We start from the raw sequence: 16,990 nt of genomic DNA on the forward strand, positions 1-16,990 counted from the left end.
CCGTTCGGGATGTCCGCAGCGAGGGTCGGCGGCTTGGTACGTCTCTCCGGCGGCGGTAGGGCGATGCGTAAGGGCTGCCCGGGGCAGGGAGCAGGAGTGGGTCGATGGGGCAAAAGTATCTTCAGCGTTTCGTCTACAGCGAGGGCGTCACCAAGCCTGCACTCGATGAGGCGTGGGGCGAAGCCTTCAAAGCGTTCGCCCGGTCGGGCAACTGGGGCGACGTCGACAGCGGCGTCGTGCACCACCAGACGTTCGGCACCGGATGGGGCGGGTACGCGCTGATCGAAGTGGAGGACCCCGAGGCCTTCGGGCGCTACCAGATGTTCCACAACCAGACCTACGGCCACGTCGTCCACGTCACCTTCGAACCCCTGTGGGACATGGACCGGGCGTTCGAGGCGACCATCCGCGACCTGAAGTGAATGTGCGACGCAGACAGCGGCCCCTCGCCCGGGTTAAGGCGAGGGGCCGCTGTGGAGTGCGTCAGCCGGTGAAGCCGGCCTGGTGGCCGAGCTCGCCGGCCTCGGCGCCCCGTGTGGGATGCGGGGTGGCAGCACTGCTTCCGCCTCGCCCAGGCCCATGCCCAAGGCGATGAAGCGGTGCCGCCGGCACCGGGTGAAGTCCTGGTCCAGGGCGAGGACTTGGGCCGCTGGGCCCAGACGTGCCGGCTCGGCCACCTCCTGGCCGCCTGGGTCCGCGAGGCCGAGACCAACGGACCAGGTCCAATACAGGGCTTCGCCGGATTCCTGCGCCAGGACTGGGACGCCGTCCTCGCCGGCATGACACTCGCCTACAGCTCCGGCGTCGTCGAAGGCCACGTCAACCGTTTAAGACGATCAAGCGGCAGATGTACGGCCGCGGATCCTTCAAACTCCTCCGCACCCGCGTCCTGCTGCGATCGTGACCGTCACGAAATGCCGACCAGACCCGCGATTTCCCCCATGGGCGCTCGCGTTCCCCACTTGGTTTCGCACTCAACTGAGAGCCGGGGCCGCCCGCTCTCGGAGTGTGCGGGCTGTTCCGAGTGGACCAGGACGTCTGCCGCCGGCGCTGCGGGCTGAGCTTGTCTTTATCTTCGGCTGTAACGCAGAGCGACCGTGTCGGTTGGCCTCTTGCCCGAAGCTCTCGAACGGAGTTCGCACTTGAGGCGGGCCTGCGTAGATCACCGCTCCCGGGGGCGGCCTTCGCGGGATCGTATGCCCTCAGGCATCTGATCAGCATGAAGGCCGTGGGAATGAGTCTGCTCCTACCGCCAGGCGGCTCCGCGTACGACGCGTCACGTTCCGTCGGTGATGTAGTAATCGTTCTTGAGGTACTCCAGCGTGTAGCTGCCGAGGTCGCTCTCGGAGAACGTGGCGGAGGTCCTGACCGCTTCGAGCGGCATCTCGATCTTGTCGGGGGTGCGCACGACGATGCGCTGCGGATCGACCGTCGCGGTTTGCAGGGCCTTCTTCTGCGCGGGTGAGATCATCTGGAACACCACGACGTACGTTGACGTGCACGGACCGAATCCCTTGTCCTGTGCCTTCTTCGCCCCGGGTCCGGCCACTTCGCAGACCGTGTCGATGTCCTCACGGCCGAGGGCGTGGAGGTACTGCTCGTACCGCTGGATCGCGCGCTCCTTCGTCCTGGGCGCAGGCTGGTTACCGGTCGGGCTGGCCGACGGCTTCTCGGTCCGAGCGGACGCGGACGGCTGCGAAGGCTTCGCAGCCGTGTCCGCCTTCGATTTCTCCGGGCCGCACGCGCACGCCATCAGCGCCACGCAGGCCGTTACCGCCACGCTCACCATCGTCCGCGTTCTCATCCAGCCCCCTCCACCAGCCGACTACACATCAAGAGGTCACGCAGGATCCTGGGGAACGGTTCCCGAGCCGGTCCAGGAGTCGTGTTCGGTGCCGCGCTCGTCGTCCCGCCGACGCCCGTGAGTCGACCGCCCCCGGAGGCCTGGTCGAGCCTGGTTGATCTGAGCTTCGCCCACCCTGGACCACTCGTCCCGCCCCGGACCTGGCTGGCTATCGGGCCGCCCCTGCACTGGGGCAGGCCGCCACGACCGCAGGTGGGGAACCACAGTGAACAGGTCGTAACGACCGTCCATGGGCGTCCAGCCACTCCAGCGCGGGCACGAAACCGCAGGTCAGGGCCTCCTAGTTCGGGAGGGTCCGCCCAGTTCGTGATAGCTGTGTGATAGCGGGTGATACGGCGAAGCCCCGCCGGGAACCATCCTGACGGGACCTCTGCGCGGAGCCGTCAGACGACGTAGCCGCACCGGAGCGCTCCAGTGCGGCTTCGTAGTGAGATCGGCTGCGCTGGCGCGCACGATGCGGTCGGCGCCTCGTGCGGTCCGTGTTCCTGTGACGCTTTCGGGGGTGCGCCTGATTTGCGATCGCACCCGCCCAACCGTCCGTATAAGGGATCCGCGCCCCTCATGGCGCGCTCCGGCCAGGCGTGGGCGGGAGCGTGAATGACCGGATCGCCTAGCTGCGCGGCTCTGCTCAGTGCCCAACCTGGACGGTTGCTTGGCTCCAGGATCACCACCACCACCGCCTGCAATAGGGACCACGTGGCACATCGAGTCGTGCCGCCATGTGTCAGCCCATAGCTCAGGCCTTTCCCGGTGGGCATCGGACCGGACAGTTCCGTCACCCTGCTGATCACCATGGGCGACAACCTAGAACCCCTGGGCAGCGAGGCGTCTTTATCACCTTCTCCTGCTCGATCGGGCCGCTGTCGGCGATGACCCCGGGGCGCTGAAGCTGACCCGCTGGGCCGGGCTGCGAGGTGAGGTCAGGCGGCGTGCCCGGGCCGGTGCCGCCGGAGCATGACTCGGACGAGGCAGCACCGGCGGGCAGCATCACCGTGGTCCTCGTAGGACATACGGCCGTGCAGGATGCGCCGGTCGTCGACGATGAGGCAGTCGCCGTCCTCCAGCAAGATGGTGATCCTGAGTTCGGGGCGGGCCAGCACCTTTCGCAGGGTGTCGAGGGCAGCGTGCCTGTCGGGCGGGAGTTGTTCGCCGGTCAGTTCGGCGGCGGTCTCCATCCGCTTGACGTTGCACCGTACGTGGACGCGGCCGTCGACCTGCTCGAACACCAGCGCCCACACCACGGGGGACGCTGCCGGGGGGCGTGACGTGCCGGCGGTCGAAGGCGAACGGGGTACCGAGTAGCTGCAGCACGTCCGGAAACTCGTCGCGGAGCGCCCGGTGGACCGTCCAGCTGTCCACCAGCACCGACGCGCCGCCCTGTTCGGCCCTGCGGTGGGTGAGGAGGGCGATGGTGTCGGGTTCCTGGCCGAAGGGCTGGACGGCCTGGTCGTTGTGGAGGTGCAGGTAGCCGCGTGACTTGGAGGTGTAGGCGTTCTCGTGGAAGCGGCGGTCGTCGGTGTACGCCGAGACGCCCTCGTCCCGGACCAGCCACGCAAAGGCGGTGTCCCTGCCGCGGCCCTGCGGGAGCGGCTCACCCAGGTGGCGAAGCATCGACACGCTGAACTCCTGGGCTTCCTGCGCACTCATGGTGGTGATGGGCGTGCCCCTCACCACGGTGAAGCCAGGGCCATCGAGCAGTTCATCCCGTATGCGGCGGGCCAGAGACGCGTGGTCGGGTACATACGGGAGACGGAACGCCGCAGGGGAGGCGAAGGTCTGGTGTGCCCAGCCGTTCACGGCATCCCGGAGCATAGCCACCCTCCTTCTGTCCAAGTCTGACCAACTCCCCTGCCGCGCACAAGGATTAGGGACGATGACAGAGGGGATCTGATCTCCGATGGCGGGCGGCCGGGGAAGGGAGGAGTCGGGTAATGCGAAAGCGGCTGGGCCGTGACGGTCCGCTCGTGTCAGCGATGGGCCTGGGCTGCATGGGCATGTCCGACTTCTACGGTTCCGCCGACGAGACGGAGTCAGTCGCAACGATCCACCGGGCACTCGACCGGGGCCTCACCTTCCTCGACACAGCCGACATGTACGGCCCGCACACCAACGAAGAGCTCGTGGGACGAGCCATCGCAAGTCGCCGCGACGAGGTCTTCCTCGCCACCAAGTTCGGCGTCGTACGGTCCCCCGATCCACGAGCGCGTCGGATCGACTCGACCGGCACGTACGCCAAGACGGCTTGCGAGGCGTCACTGCGACGCCTCGGGGTGGACCACCTCGATCTCTACTACCTCCACCGCCGCAACCCCGACGTCCCGATCGAAGAAACCGTCGGCGCCATGAGCGAGCTGGTGACCCAAGGCAAGGTGCGCTACCTCGGGCTGTCGGAGGTGAACGCCGACACCCTGCGCAGAGCCTGTGCCACGGCCTCCATCAGCGCATTGCAGAGCGAATACTCGCTGTGGACGCGTGGCCTGGAGCGGGAGATCCTGCCCGCGGCCCGTGAACTCGGCGTCGCGCTGGTGGCGTACTCACCCCTTGGCCGCGGCCTCCTCACGGGCGCTCTGACCTCCGTGGACTCCCTGGCCGCCGACGACATCCGGCGCGATCAGCCCCGCTTCCGGGGAGAGAACCTCTCCGCCAACCTGAACCTGGTCCAGCACGTACGAGCACTCAGCACGCACATCGGCTGCACGCCGGCGCAACTGGCGCTCGCCTGGCTGCTAGCCCAGCCGGGCACCGTCATCCTCCTCCCGGGGATGCGCCGCCGCACCCACCTCGACGAAAACGCCGGGGCTCTGGAGGTGCGGCTCTCCGCCGGACAGCTGGCATCGATCAGCGAGGCGATCCCCGAAGCCGCGGGCGACCGCGCACCCGACCTGTCCCGCCTCGAGAGGTAGCCCGCTGCCCCGCAGCATCCGACCGCGGTCCCGAGCGACCGCGCAGACGGCAACCCTCGGGCCCACTAGATCCACTCCGTGTCGCCACCGAGCCCGATCCCATCGCGCCCAGGCCGCGAGGTGCTGTCCGTTCCCGGGTTCTGGATCAATTTCCAACGGGTCCTTCTGGCGTGAAGTGAGCACGGAGCGTGGTCAATCGCTACAAGAATTGATCCAGAACCCATGTCTCACGAACAAAACCAACAAGCCCGCTGCTGCCTCCGATGCCCACCTACGACGGACGGTTTCGTCTACGGGGTGGCGCCTTGTTGCAGGTGGTCGGCCAGCGCGGTGGCAATCTCCCGGCGTGTGGGCTCGTCGACGAAGGCCCACTGACCGTTGGGGTTGGTCTCCAGCCAGATCCAGCGCCCGTCGTCGCGGACCGCGAAGTCGAACGCTCCGAAGAGGAGGCCGAAGGCGTCGAGGTAGGCGCGGACGGCGGCCCGTATGGCGGGGGCACCTCGACCGGGGAATAGGTCAGGACGTCGTAGTCCTGACGCCAGTCGAGATGGTCACCGTCGATCTCGATGCGAGTGGCGAAGAGCTGCTCGCCGACGGCGGCGAGCCTGATGTCAGCGACCTTGGGGACGCATGCCTGAAACAGGTGAGGGCAGGCGGCCACAGTGTCGTCGATCTCCTCGGGGCCGACGGTGCGTACCCACCTTCGCATGTTCGAGTCGATCGACATCGTTCCCCGGTTGTGGTGCGCCATGTGGCGGATCCAGACGATTGCCATGCCCGGAGCGAGCCACCGGGTGGCGGGGGGAGCCTGCTCCTTCTAGTTGGACTTTGGAGTCCATCAACGGGCAGCGCGGCGAAGGGGGGGCCTGAGCGCCTGCGGCCGCCCGGCCTGGATCAGCGGCGTCCGGGGCGAAACGGTGATCGCTGTGGAGCCTGTTGCGATCGAGGAGGGCGCCGGGTCAGACCTTGATCACGGTGACCCGCCTGCCGCACAGCGCGGTGAGGTCCTCCGGGTCCGAGGTGAGGACCGAGACAGGGCCGGGGGCGGCGAGGGCGGTGGCGCTGAGCATGGCGTCGATGGCGTACTTGTGCCCATGCAGGCCGGCGTCGGCGAGGAGGACGGCAGCATGGCGGGCGATCGGCTCGGTGACCGGTTCGACGACGAGGCGGGAGAGGGTCCACTCCAGCGCCGGGCGGTTCATCCGCGGGTGGACGACCTCCACCAGGGTGGCCGCAGACGTGATGACCCGGAGGTCGTCGGCGCGGGCCAGGGCTAGCCATCCGGTGACGGTGCGGTCGCGCAGCACGGCCTTGGCCAGCCCCTCGCTGTCCAGAACGAGCGTGCCGCCGGGGACGGCGGGGGAGCGGGTCACGCGGCGTCCGCTCCGCCCCGCGTATGCTCGGTCTGCTCGCGGCGGGCCTGGTGGAGCTGGTCGCGCAGCGCCTGGATCTCCTCGTCGGTGAAGGGGCCGTGCTCGGCCTCGGCGACGCCGATGATCTCGTTGAGGTTGTCGCGTTCGATCTGGCGGGCGACGGCTGCGGCGACGTAGGCGGACAGGCCGGAGGGGCCGCTGCGGGCCTTGGCGGCTTCGGCGATGTCGCGCGGCATGGTGATCGAGTACTTGCCGGTAGGCTCACTCATGCTACCGATCCTACTGCTTGTCTCCTTGGAGGGTGCGGCAGGCGTCACTGCCCCATCTCAGTCCTTGCCTGGTTAGTCCACGAAGGGGCGTGTCGATGTGGCCAGGATGCGTTGCACGAGCGCGGGACGTGGCACTGGCGTCGGAATCCTCTCCGCGACGCAGCGACGTCTGTGCAGTCGGCACGCGGTCAGGTCTCCATCACGGCATCGCAGTCGGGGCAAACCGCGGATGCGTACTCCTCGGGGTACCAGGGCGACTCGGGGTGCTCGGAGGGCTTCCGGCCGGTCGTCTCCATGGCGAAGGTGTCCTTGCCGCAGAGGGTTCGTGGTCCGGTCACGGCGGGCGTCCCTGGGGCGGCAGGCGCCGCGTGCACCCGGCGGACGGGCCGTTCCCCACCACGCGGTACACGACGGGAGGCGCGCGTGGCCGCCGCCTTGTCGAGCTCGTACACGACGAGGACTTCGCCCATGTCTCCACGATAGGCGGCGGCACGGCCCGACCCGCCCGCAGTAGCCGGCCGGGCGGCCGCACGGAGCCGGGCGCCGCTTCGGTCACGCCTGTGGCAGACGCGTGATCGGCCTCACCTGCTCGAGGGCACCGCCGCGCTCGCCCCGGAAGCTCTACCGTGATCCGGTCGTGGCCGCAGGCTTGGTCCGCCGGGCGGATCCTGTCGGTCCGCCACGTACTCGCGCCGGCTGGCGTCGGGGCCGTGGGCGAGGGAGCGGTCGGGGCTGCTCTGCCCAGATGGTCTTTCCTGTCGGTGTGTGACGGGTGCCCCAGCGTTCGGCGAGCTGGCCGACCAGGAACAGGCCGCGGCCGCCCTCGTCCAGGGCACGGGCGCGGCGGGCGTGCGGAGCGGTGCTGCTGGCGTCGGAGACCTCGCAGATCAGGGCGGTGTTGCGGATGAGCCGCAGCTGGATGGGGGCTTCGGCATACCGGATGGCGTTGGTGACCAGCTCGCTGACGATCAGCTCGGTGGTAGGGACGGCATCCTGCAGGCCCCAGGTCGTGAGCTGGTCGGTGGTCCGGCGGCGCGCGTCGGCGACGATGACGGGCGCCGCGGGCAGGTCCCAGGTGGCCACGTGCGAGGGTCCCAGGGCGTGGGTGCGGGCTACGAGCAGGGCGGCGTCGTCGTCCGGGTGCTCGGGAAGGAGTGCCGTGATGAGGTGGTCGCAGATGGCTTCCAGCGATGGGGTGGGTTCGGCCAGGGCGTGCACGAGTTCCTGCATTCCGGTGTCGATGTCGCGGTCGTGGGCCTCGACGAGTCCATTCGTGTACAGGACGAGCAGGCTGCCTTCGGGCAGGCGGACGTCGGTTGCTTCGAAGGGGAGGCCGCCTACGCCGAGAGGGGGGCCTGGGGCCAGGGAGATGAATTCCACGGAGCCGTCCGGCAGGACGGCGGCGGGGGCGGGGTGGCCGGCGCTGGCCAGGGTGCAGTGGCGGGAGATCGGGTCGTAGACCGCGTAGAGGCATGTCGCGCCGACCTCTCCGGCGGATTCGATGCCCTCTTCGATCTCTTCGAGGATGAGGTCGTCGAGCTGGGTCAGCAGTTCATCGGGAGGAAGATCGACATCGGCCAGGGTGCGCATCGCGCTGCGCAGTTGGCCCATGGTGGCGGAGGCATGGATGCCGTGGCCGACGACATCGCCCACGACCAGGGCCACCCGGGCTCCGGAGAGGGGGATGACGTCGAACCAGTCGCCGCCCACACCGGCCTGCGGATCGGCGGGCAGGTAGCGCATCGCCGTCTCCACTGCCGGCTGCGCGGGCCGGTGATACAGGAGCAGGCGGCGCTGCAGGGCGAGGTCGGCACCGTCGGTCTCCGGCGGGGCGGCGTGGATGAACCATCCGACGTGGTCATCGGCGCCCAGCAGCGGGTAGGCCCGCACGTCGGCCTCTACGGTGTGGCCGTCCCGGTCGCGCAGCGCGACGCGCCCGCTCCACGGCTCCTGCTGTGACAGGCTCCGCCACGCCGAGTCCGGGAGGCGAGCAGCAAGGAGATCGGATGCCGGACGTCCGATCGCCTCGGCCGGCTCATACCCGAGAAGGAGTCGGGCACCCCGGCTCCAGGCCGTTACGACGCCCTGCGCGTCAACCGCAGCCGCAGCATTCTCCACCGCCAGGGTCTTGTCAGACATGCCCTCATCCCCCTTCTTTCCATTGTGCTCCCGCACCCGGCTCTTCCTGGCGCGCCGTCCCAGTGCTGGAAGACAGTGGAAGGAGAGACGAATGGGCTCGGGGTGAATGCGGCGTGGGCCGTTGCCGGAAGGTGTCCTACGGCCCAGAGCACGCGGCACCGGTGGAAGGCCCCGGGCATCTCGGGGCGGACGATTGGGGTACCGTGGCGAGAGGGGGGCCGCTGGAACAACGCCGCTGGAACAACGCCGCGTGGGATTTCCCCTCCCCGGCGTTGGACGCGCTGGTCAGCCGATGTCGAAAAGCGGTCCCGTGAGGGTCAGGCCCAGGTCACCGCCCGCATGGGCGATGAGGCCGAGCAGCATGAGCGCGGCGCCGGCGAGCGCCATGTCCTTCTGGAAGTGGACCATCTCCATCTGCCGTGCCTGCGGCTCGGTCTCCTTCCAGAAGGCGTGCATCAGCACGGCGGTCGGCACGAGGAAGACGACCAGCAGCAGCGCCCCGAGGTCGGCCCAGACCCCGAGCAGCACGCTCAGCCCGCCCGCGAGCAGGAGCACACCGCCGCCGAGCACGGCCGGAGCGGGTGCCGGCACGCCTCGCGACGAGGCGTAGCCGGCCATGGCCTTGGTCTTGGTCATGTGGCCGACCGCGCTGCTGAGGAAGAGGGCTGAGAAGAGGATGCGTCCGATCAACACCAAGACGTCCATGGCGGCCTCCAGCGCGAGTTTGATTGAAGGTCCAACCACCTGCTTCCAGGCTACCTCCGGCAGCACGTCCCTGCGCGTACCGCGACACCGGCGCCAGACTGTAAGCGGGATCACCGTCGGGGCCCGGGGCGGCGGTTTAGCGTCGCGGCATGGACTTCAAGGACGTGCCCGGAGGTAGAAGATCATGATGCGCGCTGTGTGGCACGGCGCGGTGCTGGCGGAGGCGGAGCGCACCGTGGTGGTCGAGGGCAATCACTACTTCCCGCCCGAGTCGCTGCACCGTCAGTACTTCACCGAGAGCCGGGCGAAGTCGCTGTGCCTCTGGAAGGGGCTGGCCCGCTACTACACGGTCACGGTCGGCGGGCAGGTCAATGCGAATGCCGCCTGGTACTACCCGCGCCCCACCCCGCTGGCGAAGAAGATCAAGAACCATGTCGCCTTCTGGAACGGCGTCACGGTCGAAGCGCCGCCGGAGACCGGCCGGTGAGCGCCCAGCGGCTTGCGCGCCTCGCGGCGTGGACCGCCGGCGCCTCGGGTGCGGTTGCCGCGGCCTATCTCGGGCTGGTGAGCGGCGCGCTGCCCGTCGATGTGGGCGTCGGGCGGCGCACACGCGCGCTGGGCCCGCAGACCGTCGACATCGCCGCGCCCAGGGACGTGGTCTTCGATGTGATCGCCCAGCCGTATCTCAGTCGGGCCACCCGGGCGATGCGGGAGAAGGTGAACGTGCTGGAGCGGGGCAGCGACATGGTGCTCGCCGCGCACCACACCCCCGTGGCAGGCGGGCGGCTGACCGCAACCACGGTGGAGACAGTGCGGTTCACCCGGCCCGAGCGCATCGACTTCCGTCTGGTGCGCGGCCCGGTGCCGCATGTCGTCGAGGCGTTTGTCCTCACCGAGCACGAGTCCGGCACGCGGCTGGCGTACGAAGGGGTGCTGGGCACCGACCTGTGGGGGTTGGGGCAACGCTGGGGGCAACTGGTCGCCGGCCGCTGGGAGGAGACGGTCGCGAAAACGCTGGCATCGGTCAAGGAGGAAGCGGAGCGCAGAGCCCGCTGGTGACGGCATACCGCGTCATGTCATGTCACGGCCCGGCCGCCGATCGCGTCGATGACAGCGTGCACCGTAGTGCTGAGCTCCTGTGCGTCGGCTCCCGCGCGGGAGCGCAGATTGACCCCGTGCGCGAGGAGTGCCAGCACGTCGGCCGTCGTTCCCGGATCGGCGCCAGGGCCCAATTGCCCTTGCACCCGGGCGGCAACGAGTGCCGCATGCAGGGCATCCCGTAGGCGCTGATGCTGCCGATCGAGGCTGGCACGGGCCGTGCACGCAAAGGACCCCAGCGGTTGGGCCGGGGTCCTGTCTGGCGGCAGCGACGGTCAGTGGCTGGCGAGTTCGCCGCTGAGCTTGCCGTGGATGTCGGCGCTGGGGTCATTCAGGCCGGTGATCTCGACGGTCTTGCCGCGCTGGGCGTACTTGGTCTCGATCGCGTCGAGGGCGGCGACGGAGGAGGCGTCCCAGATGTGGGCGGAGGAGAGGTCGATGACGACCTTGTCCGGGTCGGTGGCGTAGTTGAACTGGCCAACGAGGTCGTTGGAGGAAGCGAAGAACAGCTCACCGGTGACCGAGTAGACGACGGTCGTTCCGTCGGGGTCGGTGACGGAGGTGACGTTGGCCAGGTGCGCGACCCGCTTGGCGAAGATCACCATGGCGGTGATCGAGCCGACGACGACGCCGATAGCGAGATTGTGTGTGGCAACGACAGAGGCGACGGTGACGACCATGACGGTGATCTCACCCAGAGGCAACCGCTTGAGAGTCTTGGGTGCGATGGAGTGCCAGTCGAAGGTCGCGAACGACACCATGATCATGACGGCGACGAGGGCGGCCATGGGGATGTCGGAGACGATCGGGCCGAAGGCGACGCACAGCACCATCAGGAACGCGCCGGCGAGGAACGTGGAGAGACGGGTGCGGGCGCCGGAGACCTTCACGTTGATCATCGTCTGGCCGATCATGGCGCAGCCGCCCATGCCGCCGAAGAAGCCGGTGACGATGTTGGCGATGCCCTGGCCGATGGACTCGCGGGTCTTGTTCGAGGAGGTGTCGGTGATGTCGTCGACGAGCTTGGCGGTCATCAGGGACTCCATCAGGCCGACCAGCGCCATCGCGAAGGCGTACGGGGCGATGGTGGTCAGCGTGTCGAGCGTGAACGGCACGTCGGGCAGGCCGGGCACCGGCAGCGAGGAGGGCAGGGCGCCCTTGTCGCCGACGGTCGGCACTGCGATGGCCGCGCCGACCGTGATGACGGTCAGGATGACGATGGAGACGAGCGGCGCCGGGATCACGGTGGTGACCTTCGGGAAGAACACCATCAGCGCCAGCCCGCCGATGATCAGCGGATAGACGGCCCAGGGCACGTTCCGCATCTCGGGGACCTGGGCCATGAAGATCAGGATGGCCAGGGAGTTGACGAAGCCAACCATCACCGAGCGCGGGATGAACCGCATCAGCTTCGCCACGCCCAGCGCCCCCAGGGCGACCTGGAAGATGCCGGCCAGGATCACCGCGGCGATCAGGTAGCCGAGGCCGTGTTCGCGGTTCAGAGGTGCGATGACGAGCGCGATCGCGCCGGTCGCCGCCGAGATCATGGCCCGACGGCCGCCCACGATAGAGATGACCACGGCCATGGTGAAGGAGGCGAACAGGCCGATCGCCGGGTCGACCCCGGCGATGATCGAGAAGGAGATCGCCTCGGGGATCAGGGCGAGGGCAACGACGAGGCCGGCCAGGACCTCGGTGCGCCAGACCTTCGGGTCGGAGATCCAGTCGGGGCGCAGGCCGCGCAGCCGCGCGGCCGGGGTGAGGGCGGAAGAAGACAAGGAAGCAGGTACCTGTCGTACTCAGGCACACCCACGCCGGCAGGCCGGGGCGTGCGGGAGGACGCGGAAGGGCCGGGCGGCACCCCGCGGACGGCCCGCAAGGTCGGGCCGGAAGTCATGAGGGACGGAGCGGGGCCGGGAAAAATGGGCGGCTGCCGCTCTCGTCAGGGGCGAAGCGTCACGGCAGGCAGGCGGCGGCACTGGGCATCGTGGGCTCGCGCACGCTCTCTCCTGCAAGAATCGGAACTTCGCCGGGGGCACCATCGGCCCCGACACGGCTATAGCGGGGCAGCGGCACGCCGCCCTCGCCACCACAACTCTACCTTAACGTTAGAGTAGAGGTCGCTGAGGCCATAGGGGCTGCGGCCCACGAGGAACAAGAAGGCCAGAGGATCACGGGCGTGGACGACAAGCACATGCAGATCGGCGAGGTTGCCGCGCGGACCGAACTGTCCCTGCGCACCATCCGGCACTACGAGGAGACCGGGCTCGTCGTCCCCTCCGCTCGCTCGCAGGGCGGATTCCGCCTCTACACCGAAAGTGACGTGCAGCGGCTCATGGTCATCCGCCGGATGAAGCCGCTCGGCTTCACCCTCGACCAGATGCGCGACCTGCTCGACGCCACCGACCGCCTCGACACCGACAGTGACCTCGACACCAGCGAACGCGACGTCCTGCTGGACCGCGTACGCGAGTACGAGCAGGCCGCCGCGGAACAGGTCGACAAGCTCCGCGTCCAGCTCTCCCGTGCCGAGGACTTCGCCGCCACCCTCCGCGCCCGCCTGCGACAGGACACCCCGACCCCCTCCGCCGTACGGTCCTGACCGACTGCACCGGTTTCCGGGGCGGGACGCAGGGCGCGGGAGGACCGTCTGTCTCGCCGCCCTCGACATCCTCGGCTGACAGCATCCCCCCAGCTACCGCTCCCGCGCTTGCCCGCACGTCAGCGGCGCAACAGATGCCGCACAGCGACAACCCCCTGCATCGCGGCAGCCGGGCGCAGCAGCGCAGGGCGGGGCCGCTCCGGCATCGTGCCGCGGCTGACAGCGAGGGCGGTGACCGTGACGACCGGCAGCGCCCACGCGGCAATCGCCGCCGCCCGTACCGCACGGCTGGGTTCGTGCCGCAGGACGAGCCAGGTCCAGAACGCGGCATCGGCGAAAGAGTCGGCGTAATCGCCGAACGGGGACACGGTGGCCTGGCGGCGGGCCAGGCGGCCATCCGCCAGGTCCGAGGCGATCGCCAGCACCCCCGAGACACGACTCGACCCCACGATCGTGGCGGGGAGGTTGCCCCGCAGCAGGGTGAGCGCATCGGCCGGCGAGAGACCGTCGCGGTGCTCCAGCAGGCCCAGATGGAGGGCACCCAGAGTCCAGCTGGTCGCCACCCATGCCTTGTCTCCCCGGTCTCGGGTGAGAGCGAGCAGCAGGCCGTGCAGGGCGGTGGTGTGGGTGAGCGCGCGGGGATGGTGGGCCGCCTGCCGTACCGACCGGTCCGCGGCCTGCCACAGGAATCGGGCGACGGCGTGAGGTCTCCAGCGGTCCTGTTTCAGCGCCCCCAGCAGGGCGTTGGTCGCGGCGCGGCTGTCGGTGGGGTCGGATACGGGCACGACGGCCGGCCTTTCTTCGGGCGCGGGATGCGTTGCGCTCACGGTAGGCGGTCGCCCCGGGGCCGGAACGTGAGCGCGCTCGCGTAAGAGCGGTGCCGTTCCGCAGCGCAATATCCTGGAAGCAGGAGGCCCGCCATGTCGTCACTGTGCATTGGACACGCCGAACGGGAACAAGCCCTCGAACGCCTCAAGACGGCCTACGCCGAGGGCCGATTGGACGAGCCGGAATTCGAGGACCGCGCCGGGCGGGCCATGCGGGCTCGCTCGCAGGACGAGCTGAGCCCACTGCTGGACGATCTGCCCGCGGACGCGGCCGAGCCCTCCGGTGTCGGCCCCGCGTCGCTGCGCGAGCGCGTAGGCGATCGGCTGGTCCGGGCGCTGCGGTGTGCGGTGTTCTGCTGGCTGCCCCCACCACGCGCACGCGATTGATCCCCGGAGTGTCCCCGGCACCTATCGCTCCGGACGATCACTGCCCTGCTCGGGGATGGGTGATTCCCCGGCCTGGACGGTGTGTGGAGTGGTGCTCAGCCGGGACGTACCCCACACCAGCGTGCCGATCAGCAGCACCAGCGTGAGCGGATAGAACACCGGGCGCAGCGGGATCAGCACCGGCAGGAGGGCCGCGGCGGTGCCGGCGCCGAGGACGAGCAGGAAGGTCGGTACGCAGCAGGCGAAGCCGAGCAGGAACGCCGGGAGGACGCCGAGGAGCCGGGCGTATCTGGTGCGTCGGCAGGACGCTGCCTGCCGTGCCGCGAGCCCGGCGACCGCGATATTGCAGCCGACGAGCGCGGCGACGACCGCGCCGAGCAGCAGGTTGACCGGACTGACGAACACCGCCACATGCGCGGTCGGATGGAGCGCGAGCACCGGCTCGAACAGATACGGCCCCCGCGCATGGAAGAGCTGCCCAGGGGCGGACTGGAAGACGGGCACGCCGGTGAACCGGCCGGAGGCCGACACCGCGAGATCGCCGATGGAGAACAGGTACCCGACCAGCACCAGCGCCGTAGCCGCCAGTGCGACCCGCCGGTGACGGCGCACGGCGAGAGCGGCGCGCACGCCACGAGGAGTGGCCGCGGTGGCGGCGAGGGTGGCGTCCCAGGCGTCGCCGGCCCTGGCGAGCGCGGTCACGAGCCTGCTCATTGCCGGACCTGGGTGTTGGGGTAGAAGGCGTACCAGGCGAACCACATGGAGTCGAGGAAGTCGGCGGGCTCCCACTTCTCGGCGACGCGCTGGAGGACACGAGCCGTGTCGAGCCGGTCGTCCCAGCGCGCGACGACTTGAGTGCCCGCGACCTGGGCCTGCACGGTCCCGGCCTTGCGGACGAGAGTCTTGTGGATCGCGAGGCGCTGCTCGCCGACCCGTACGCCGATCACGACGTCCTTGTCGGGGAAGCGGTCACTGGTGGCCAGTACCGGGAAGAACGGGCGGCCCTTGACGTAGTAGCCACTGCGGCCTGGGTAGGAGCCGTAGGGATCGCTGCCGTAACTGCGCAGGGCACCGGTGTCGGTGGACAACACCTGGGTGTCCGGATGCGCGGCCCGCCACTCCTTCCAGGTGGTCCACACCAGGGGGACGGTGTCCAGCCGTGTGCCCTTGAGGGGGCCGCTGACCGCTTGGCCGAGCAGCTGGGGCCATTCAGAGCCGGTCTGCCGGTCGTACATCAGCAGGTTGGAGTTGACGAGCTTGCCGGTGGTGCCGAACGTCAGCTCCGGTGTGCCGGGCGGGGCGGCGAAGCCGATCACCGTGCCGGTGAGTGGGCAGTAGGTGACCGCCAGCGGCTCGCCGCCCACGGTGTCGTTGACGATCTCGTGCCACACGAGCACCTGCTGCGGATAGGCCCGTACCTCACCGCGGTACTCCAGACCGAACACCGGCTCGTCGTCCGCGAGGAAGCCCGCCTCGCGCGCCGCAACGAACCGGGGCCGGTCGACGGAGGGGATCCCGTCCTTGCCCGGTCCGCCGGAGACCGCCGCACCAGCCAACGTCTCCAGCGACGGATCCTGGCCCGGCTGCACGGCCGGCACCGTCTCGGACGGGCGGTCGGAGATGGCCTGCCAGCCCAGGACGCCTCCGCCCAAGAGCAGAGCGGCAAGCCCCCCGATCACCCCGGCGCCCTTGATCACCTGCCGACGATCCGGCTTGGGCTTCTGCTGAGCATCCACCGGGCATCACCCCTGACCACACAGGATCCGCGTGATACGCACTCGTCGAAGACGACTCCCGTGCTGCTCATGTTCTCGCGCACGAGCTGCCGGTTCGGTGAGCGCGCTTACAGTTCTCGGCTTCCAGCTCCGCTTACGTTCAGGGCATGGTGCTGCGGATCGTGCTGGGTGCGGTGTACACGGCGATGGCGTTCGGCCAGCTCGCCTCCTTCGGGCACATGCCCGGGATTCTGACCGCCTACGGGCTCGTCGACGGCGCCGCCGCGACCGCGCTGGCCGTGGCACTGATCGCGGGCGAGCTGGTGTGCGGGGTCTGGTTCCTGGCCCGCCCGCGCTCGAAGACGGTCGCTCCGGTGTGGGTGTTCACGGCCGTCTCGGTGATGTGGTCGTTCCTCGCCGTGCAGGCGTACGCACGCGGGCTCACCGTCACCAACTGCGGCTGCTTCGGTATCTACCTGTCCCAGCGGCTGAGCTGGTTCGTCCTCGCCCAGGACGCCTTGATGCTGCTCTACGCGGGGCTGCTGCTGCGCCGGGGCCCGCAAGGCTCGTGCCGCGCCTGCCCAGCGGGCCGTCCCGAGCAGGGGCACCGAGCAGGACGAGACCGCTGCGCCCATACAATCCCCGCCCCGGATAGAGGAGGCCGATCCTGATGCCCGCATCCGGTGAACGCTCCGGCCTGCGCGGCATGCCGTCCGCCGTTGGTGCCGGACTGCTGCTGGTGCTGTCCTGCGGGGGCCCGCTGCTCGTGGCCGGCGTCGTGGCCGTTGCCGTCGGCGGCGCGCGAGGCAGTCCCTTTCTGATCATCGTCGGTGCCCTGACGGTGCTTATCGCTGTCGTCGCTGTCGTCCATGCCCTGCGATGTCCGGCCCACCGCAGCCGTGGTTCAGGGCAGGAGGGCTGCCGGCCGTACGTCACTCGGCCGTCCAGCGCCGCGGATCAGCGGCGGCTGCACAGCTCGACCGTCGAGGACGTCCCACCCCGTTGATGACGCTGATGACGCCCGGTGGACGGCTGCTCTGCCAGCGTCTGCCCATACCGCCGTGTTGCAGCGCGGTGACCGCCGGCCCGGGTTCACGGCCCGGGTTCC

At 69.5% G+C, this 16,990-nt stretch carries 17 protein-coding genes and 3 pseudogenes; 8 read left to right on the plus strand and 12 right to left on the minus strand.

Annotation, left to right across the window (positions count from 1 at the left end; translation table 11 throughout):
- The first annotated feature begins 104 nt into the window (after positions 1-104).
- Positions 105-422, plus strand: a complete 318-nt coding sequence (locus tag J7I98_RS32905) for a hypothetical protein (RefSeq protein WP_214928723.1) — start codon at positions 105-107, stop codon at positions 420-422.
- An 854-nt stretch (positions 423-1,276) separates the two neighbouring features.
- Here J7I98_RS32905 and J7I98_RS32910 read toward each other — a convergent pair.
- Positions 1,277-1,804, minus strand: a complete 528-nt coding sequence (locus J7I98_RS32910; protein ID WP_214928724.1) for a hypothetical protein — start codon at positions 1,802-1,804, stop codon at positions 1,277-1,279.
- A gap of 980 nt (positions 1,805-2,784) precedes the next feature.
- A pseudogene (locus J7I98_RS43075) lies at positions 2,785-3,676 on the minus strand (TauD/TfdA family dioxygenase).
- A gap of 119 nt (positions 3,677-3,795) precedes the next feature.
- On the opposite strand from J7I98_RS43075, the gene J7I98_RS32920 reads away from it, so the two are divergent.
- On the plus strand, positions 3,796-4,767 hold the full coding sequence (locus J7I98_RS32920) for an aldo/keto reductase (RefSeq protein WP_214928726.1): 972 nt from the start codon (positions 3,796-3,798) through the stop codon (positions 4,765-4,767).
- Between the two features lie 959 nt (positions 4,768-5,726).
- On the opposite strand, the gene J7I98_RS32925 is transcribed toward J7I98_RS32920, so the two are convergent.
- From J7I98_RS32925 to J7I98_RS32945, 6 genes and pseudogenes are all read right to left on the minus strand, one after another.
- The gene (locus J7I98_RS32925; RefSeq protein ID WP_214928727.1) at positions 5,727-6,140 is read right to left on the minus strand and encodes a type II toxin-antitoxin system VapC family toxin; all 414 of its coding nucleotides are present in this window, start codon (positions 6,138-6,140) and stop codon (positions 5,727-5,729) included.
- Complete coding sequence (locus J7I98_RS32930; RefSeq protein ID WP_214928728.1) at positions 6,137-6,409, minus strand: CopG family transcriptional regulator; 273 nt, start codon at positions 6,407-6,409, stop codon at positions 6,137-6,139. Before J7I98_RS32930 ends, J7I98_RS32925 begins: the two co-directional genes overlap by 4 nt.
- A gap of 188 nt (positions 6,410-6,597) precedes the next feature.
- Positions 6,598-6,879: a hypothetical protein gene (locus J7I98_RS32935; protein WP_214928729.1), complete on the minus strand. Its 282-nt coding sequence runs from the start codon at positions 6,877-6,879 to the stop codon at positions 6,598-6,600.
- Positions 6,880-7,132: 253 nt separating this feature from the next.
- Positions 7,133-8,215: pseudogene (locus J7I98_RS32940) on the minus strand (SpoIIE family protein phosphatase); the annotation flags it as partial.
- Between the two features lie 42 nt (positions 8,216-8,257).
- A pseudogene (locus tag J7I98_RS43080) lies at positions 8,258-8,548 on the minus strand (PAS domain-containing protein); the annotation flags it as partial.
- Positions 8,549-8,833: 285 nt separating this feature from the next.
- The gene (locus J7I98_RS32945) at positions 8,834-9,253 is read right to left on the minus strand and encodes a DoxX family protein (protein ID WP_214928752.1); all 420 of its coding nucleotides are present in this window, start codon (positions 9,251-9,253) and stop codon (positions 8,834-8,836) included.
- A 184-nt stretch (positions 9,254-9,437) separates the two neighbouring features.
- On the opposite strand from J7I98_RS32945, the gene J7I98_RS32950 reads away from it, so the two are divergent.
- Complete coding sequence (locus tag J7I98_RS32950) at positions 9,438-9,740, plus strand: DUF427 domain-containing protein (protein ID WP_214928731.1); 303 nt, start codon at positions 9,438-9,440, stop codon at positions 9,738-9,740.
- Positions 9,737-10,312 (plus strand): SRPBCC family protein, encoded by a 576-nt coding sequence (locus tag J7I98_RS32955; protein ID WP_214928732.1) that lies wholly within the window; start codon positions 9,737-9,739, stop codon positions 10,310-10,312. The genes J7I98_RS32950 and J7I98_RS32955 overlap by 4 nt, the downstream gene beginning before the upstream one ends.
- Positions 10,313-10,626: 314 nt before the next feature.
- Here J7I98_RS32955 and J7I98_RS32960 read toward each other — a convergent pair whose 3' ends face one another.
- The gene (locus J7I98_RS32960) at positions 10,627-12,129 is read right to left on the minus strand and encodes a SulP family inorganic anion transporter (RefSeq protein WP_214928733.1); all 1,503 of its coding nucleotides are present in this window, start codon (positions 12,127-12,129) and stop codon (positions 10,627-10,629) included.
- Between the two features lie 401 nt (positions 12,130-12,530).
- Here J7I98_RS32960 and J7I98_RS32965 point away from each other — a divergent pair, with 401 nt between their 5' ends.
- Positions 12,531-12,953 carry a MerR family transcriptional regulator gene (locus J7I98_RS32965; protein WP_214928734.1) on the plus strand — a complete coding sequence of 141 codons (423 nt, stop codon included), beginning with the start codon at positions 12,531-12,533 and terminating at the stop codon, positions 12,951-12,953.
- A gap of 119 nt (positions 12,954-13,072) precedes the next feature.
- Here J7I98_RS32965 and J7I98_RS32970 read toward each other — a convergent pair whose 3' ends face one another.
- Positions 13,073-13,738 carry a CDP-alcohol phosphatidyltransferase family protein gene (locus J7I98_RS32970; RefSeq protein WP_308378024.1) on the minus strand — a complete coding sequence of 222 codons (666 nt, stop codon included), beginning with the start codon at positions 13,736-13,738 and terminating at the stop codon, positions 13,073-13,075.
- Positions 13,739-13,873: 135 nt separating this feature from the next.
- On the opposite strand from J7I98_RS32970, the gene J7I98_RS32975 reads away from it, so the two are divergent.
- The gene (locus tag J7I98_RS32975; RefSeq protein WP_214928736.1) at positions 13,874-14,167 is read left to right on the plus strand and encodes a DUF1707 domain-containing protein; all 294 of its coding nucleotides are present in this window, start codon (positions 13,874-13,876) and stop codon (positions 14,165-14,167) included.
- 21 nt (positions 14,168-14,188) lie between these two features.
- Here the strand turns inward: J7I98_RS32975 and J7I98_RS32980 are convergent, their stop codons facing one another.
- Complete coding sequence (locus J7I98_RS32980) at positions 14,189-14,881, minus strand: hypothetical protein (protein ID WP_251021557.1); 693 nt, start codon at positions 14,879-14,881, stop codon at positions 14,189-14,191.
- The gene (locus tag J7I98_RS32985; RefSeq protein ID WP_308378025.1) at positions 14,878-15,903 is read right to left on the minus strand and encodes a DUF3179 domain-containing protein; all 1,026 of its coding nucleotides are present in this window, start codon (positions 15,901-15,903) and stop codon (positions 14,878-14,880) included. Before J7I98_RS32985 ends, J7I98_RS32980 begins: the two co-directional genes overlap by 4 nt.
- Positions 15,904-16,049: 146 nt before the next feature.
- On the opposite strand from J7I98_RS32985, the gene J7I98_RS32990 reads away from it, so the two are divergent.
- Together J7I98_RS32990 and J7I98_RS32995 are read left to right on the plus strand one after the other, a co-directional pair.
- Positions 16,050-16,553 carry a MauE/DoxX family redox-associated membrane protein gene (locus tag J7I98_RS32990; RefSeq protein ID WP_214928737.1) on the plus strand — a complete coding sequence of 168 codons (504 nt, stop codon included), beginning with the start codon at positions 16,050-16,052 and terminating at the stop codon, positions 16,551-16,553.
- Entirely contained in the window at positions 16,553-16,888 is a 336-nt protein-coding gene (locus J7I98_RS32995) for a hypothetical protein (RefSeq protein WP_214928738.1), read from the plus strand. Before J7I98_RS32990 ends, J7I98_RS32995 begins: the two co-directional genes overlap by 1 nt.
- Positions 16,889-16,990: the final 102 nt, after the last annotated feature.

Source organism: Streptomyces sp. ISL-98 (assembly GCF_018614055.1).
GTDB lineage: Bacteria > Actinomycetota > Actinomycetes > Streptomycetales > Streptomycetaceae > Streptomyces > Streptomyces spiramyceticus.

Bases quoted from the DNA above. Each gene is read 5' to 3' on its own strand.
- J7I98_RS32905 (WP_214928723.1), top strand. From the start codon at position 105: ATGGGGCAAAAGTATCTTCAGCGTTTCGTCTACAGCGAGGGCGTCACC.
- J7I98_RS32910 (WP_214928724.1), bottom strand. From the start codon at position 1,804: ATGAGAACGCGGACGATGGTGAGCGTGGCGGTAACGGCCTGCGTGGCG.
- J7I98_RS32920 (WP_214928726.1), top strand. From the start codon at position 3,796: ATGCGAAAGCGGCTGGGCCGTGACGGTCCGCTCGTGTCAGCGATGGGC.
- J7I98_RS32930 (WP_214928728.1), bottom strand. From the start codon at position 6,409: ATGAGTGAGCCTACCGGCAAGTACTCGATCACCATGCCGCGCGACATC.
- J7I98_RS32935 (WP_214928729.1), bottom strand. From the start codon at position 6,879: ATGGGCGAAGTCCTCGTCGTGTACGAGCTCGACAAGGCGGCGGCCACG.
- J7I98_RS32945 (WP_214928752.1), bottom strand. From the start codon at position 9,253: ATGGACGTCTTGGTGTTGATCGGACGCATCCTCTTCTCAGCCCTCTTC.
- J7I98_RS32950 (WP_214928731.1), top strand. From the start codon at position 9,438: ATGATGCGCGCTGTGTGGCACGGCGCGGTGCTGGCGGAGGCGGAGCGC.
- J7I98_RS32975 (WP_214928736.1), top strand. From the start codon at position 13,874: ATGTCGTCACTGTGCATTGGACACGCCGAACGGGAACAAGCCCTCGAA.
- J7I98_RS32980 (WP_251021557.1), bottom strand. From the start codon at position 14,881: ATGAGCAGGCTCGTGACCGCGCTCGCCAGGGCCGGCGACGCCTGGGAC.
- J7I98_RS32990 (WP_214928737.1), top strand. From the start codon at position 16,050: ATGGTGCTGCGGATCGTGCTGGGTGCGGTGTACACGGCGATGGCGTTC.
- J7I98_RS32995 (WP_214928738.1), top strand. From the start codon at position 16,553: ATGCCCGCATCCGGTGAACGCTCCGGCCTGCGCGGCATGCCGTCCGCC.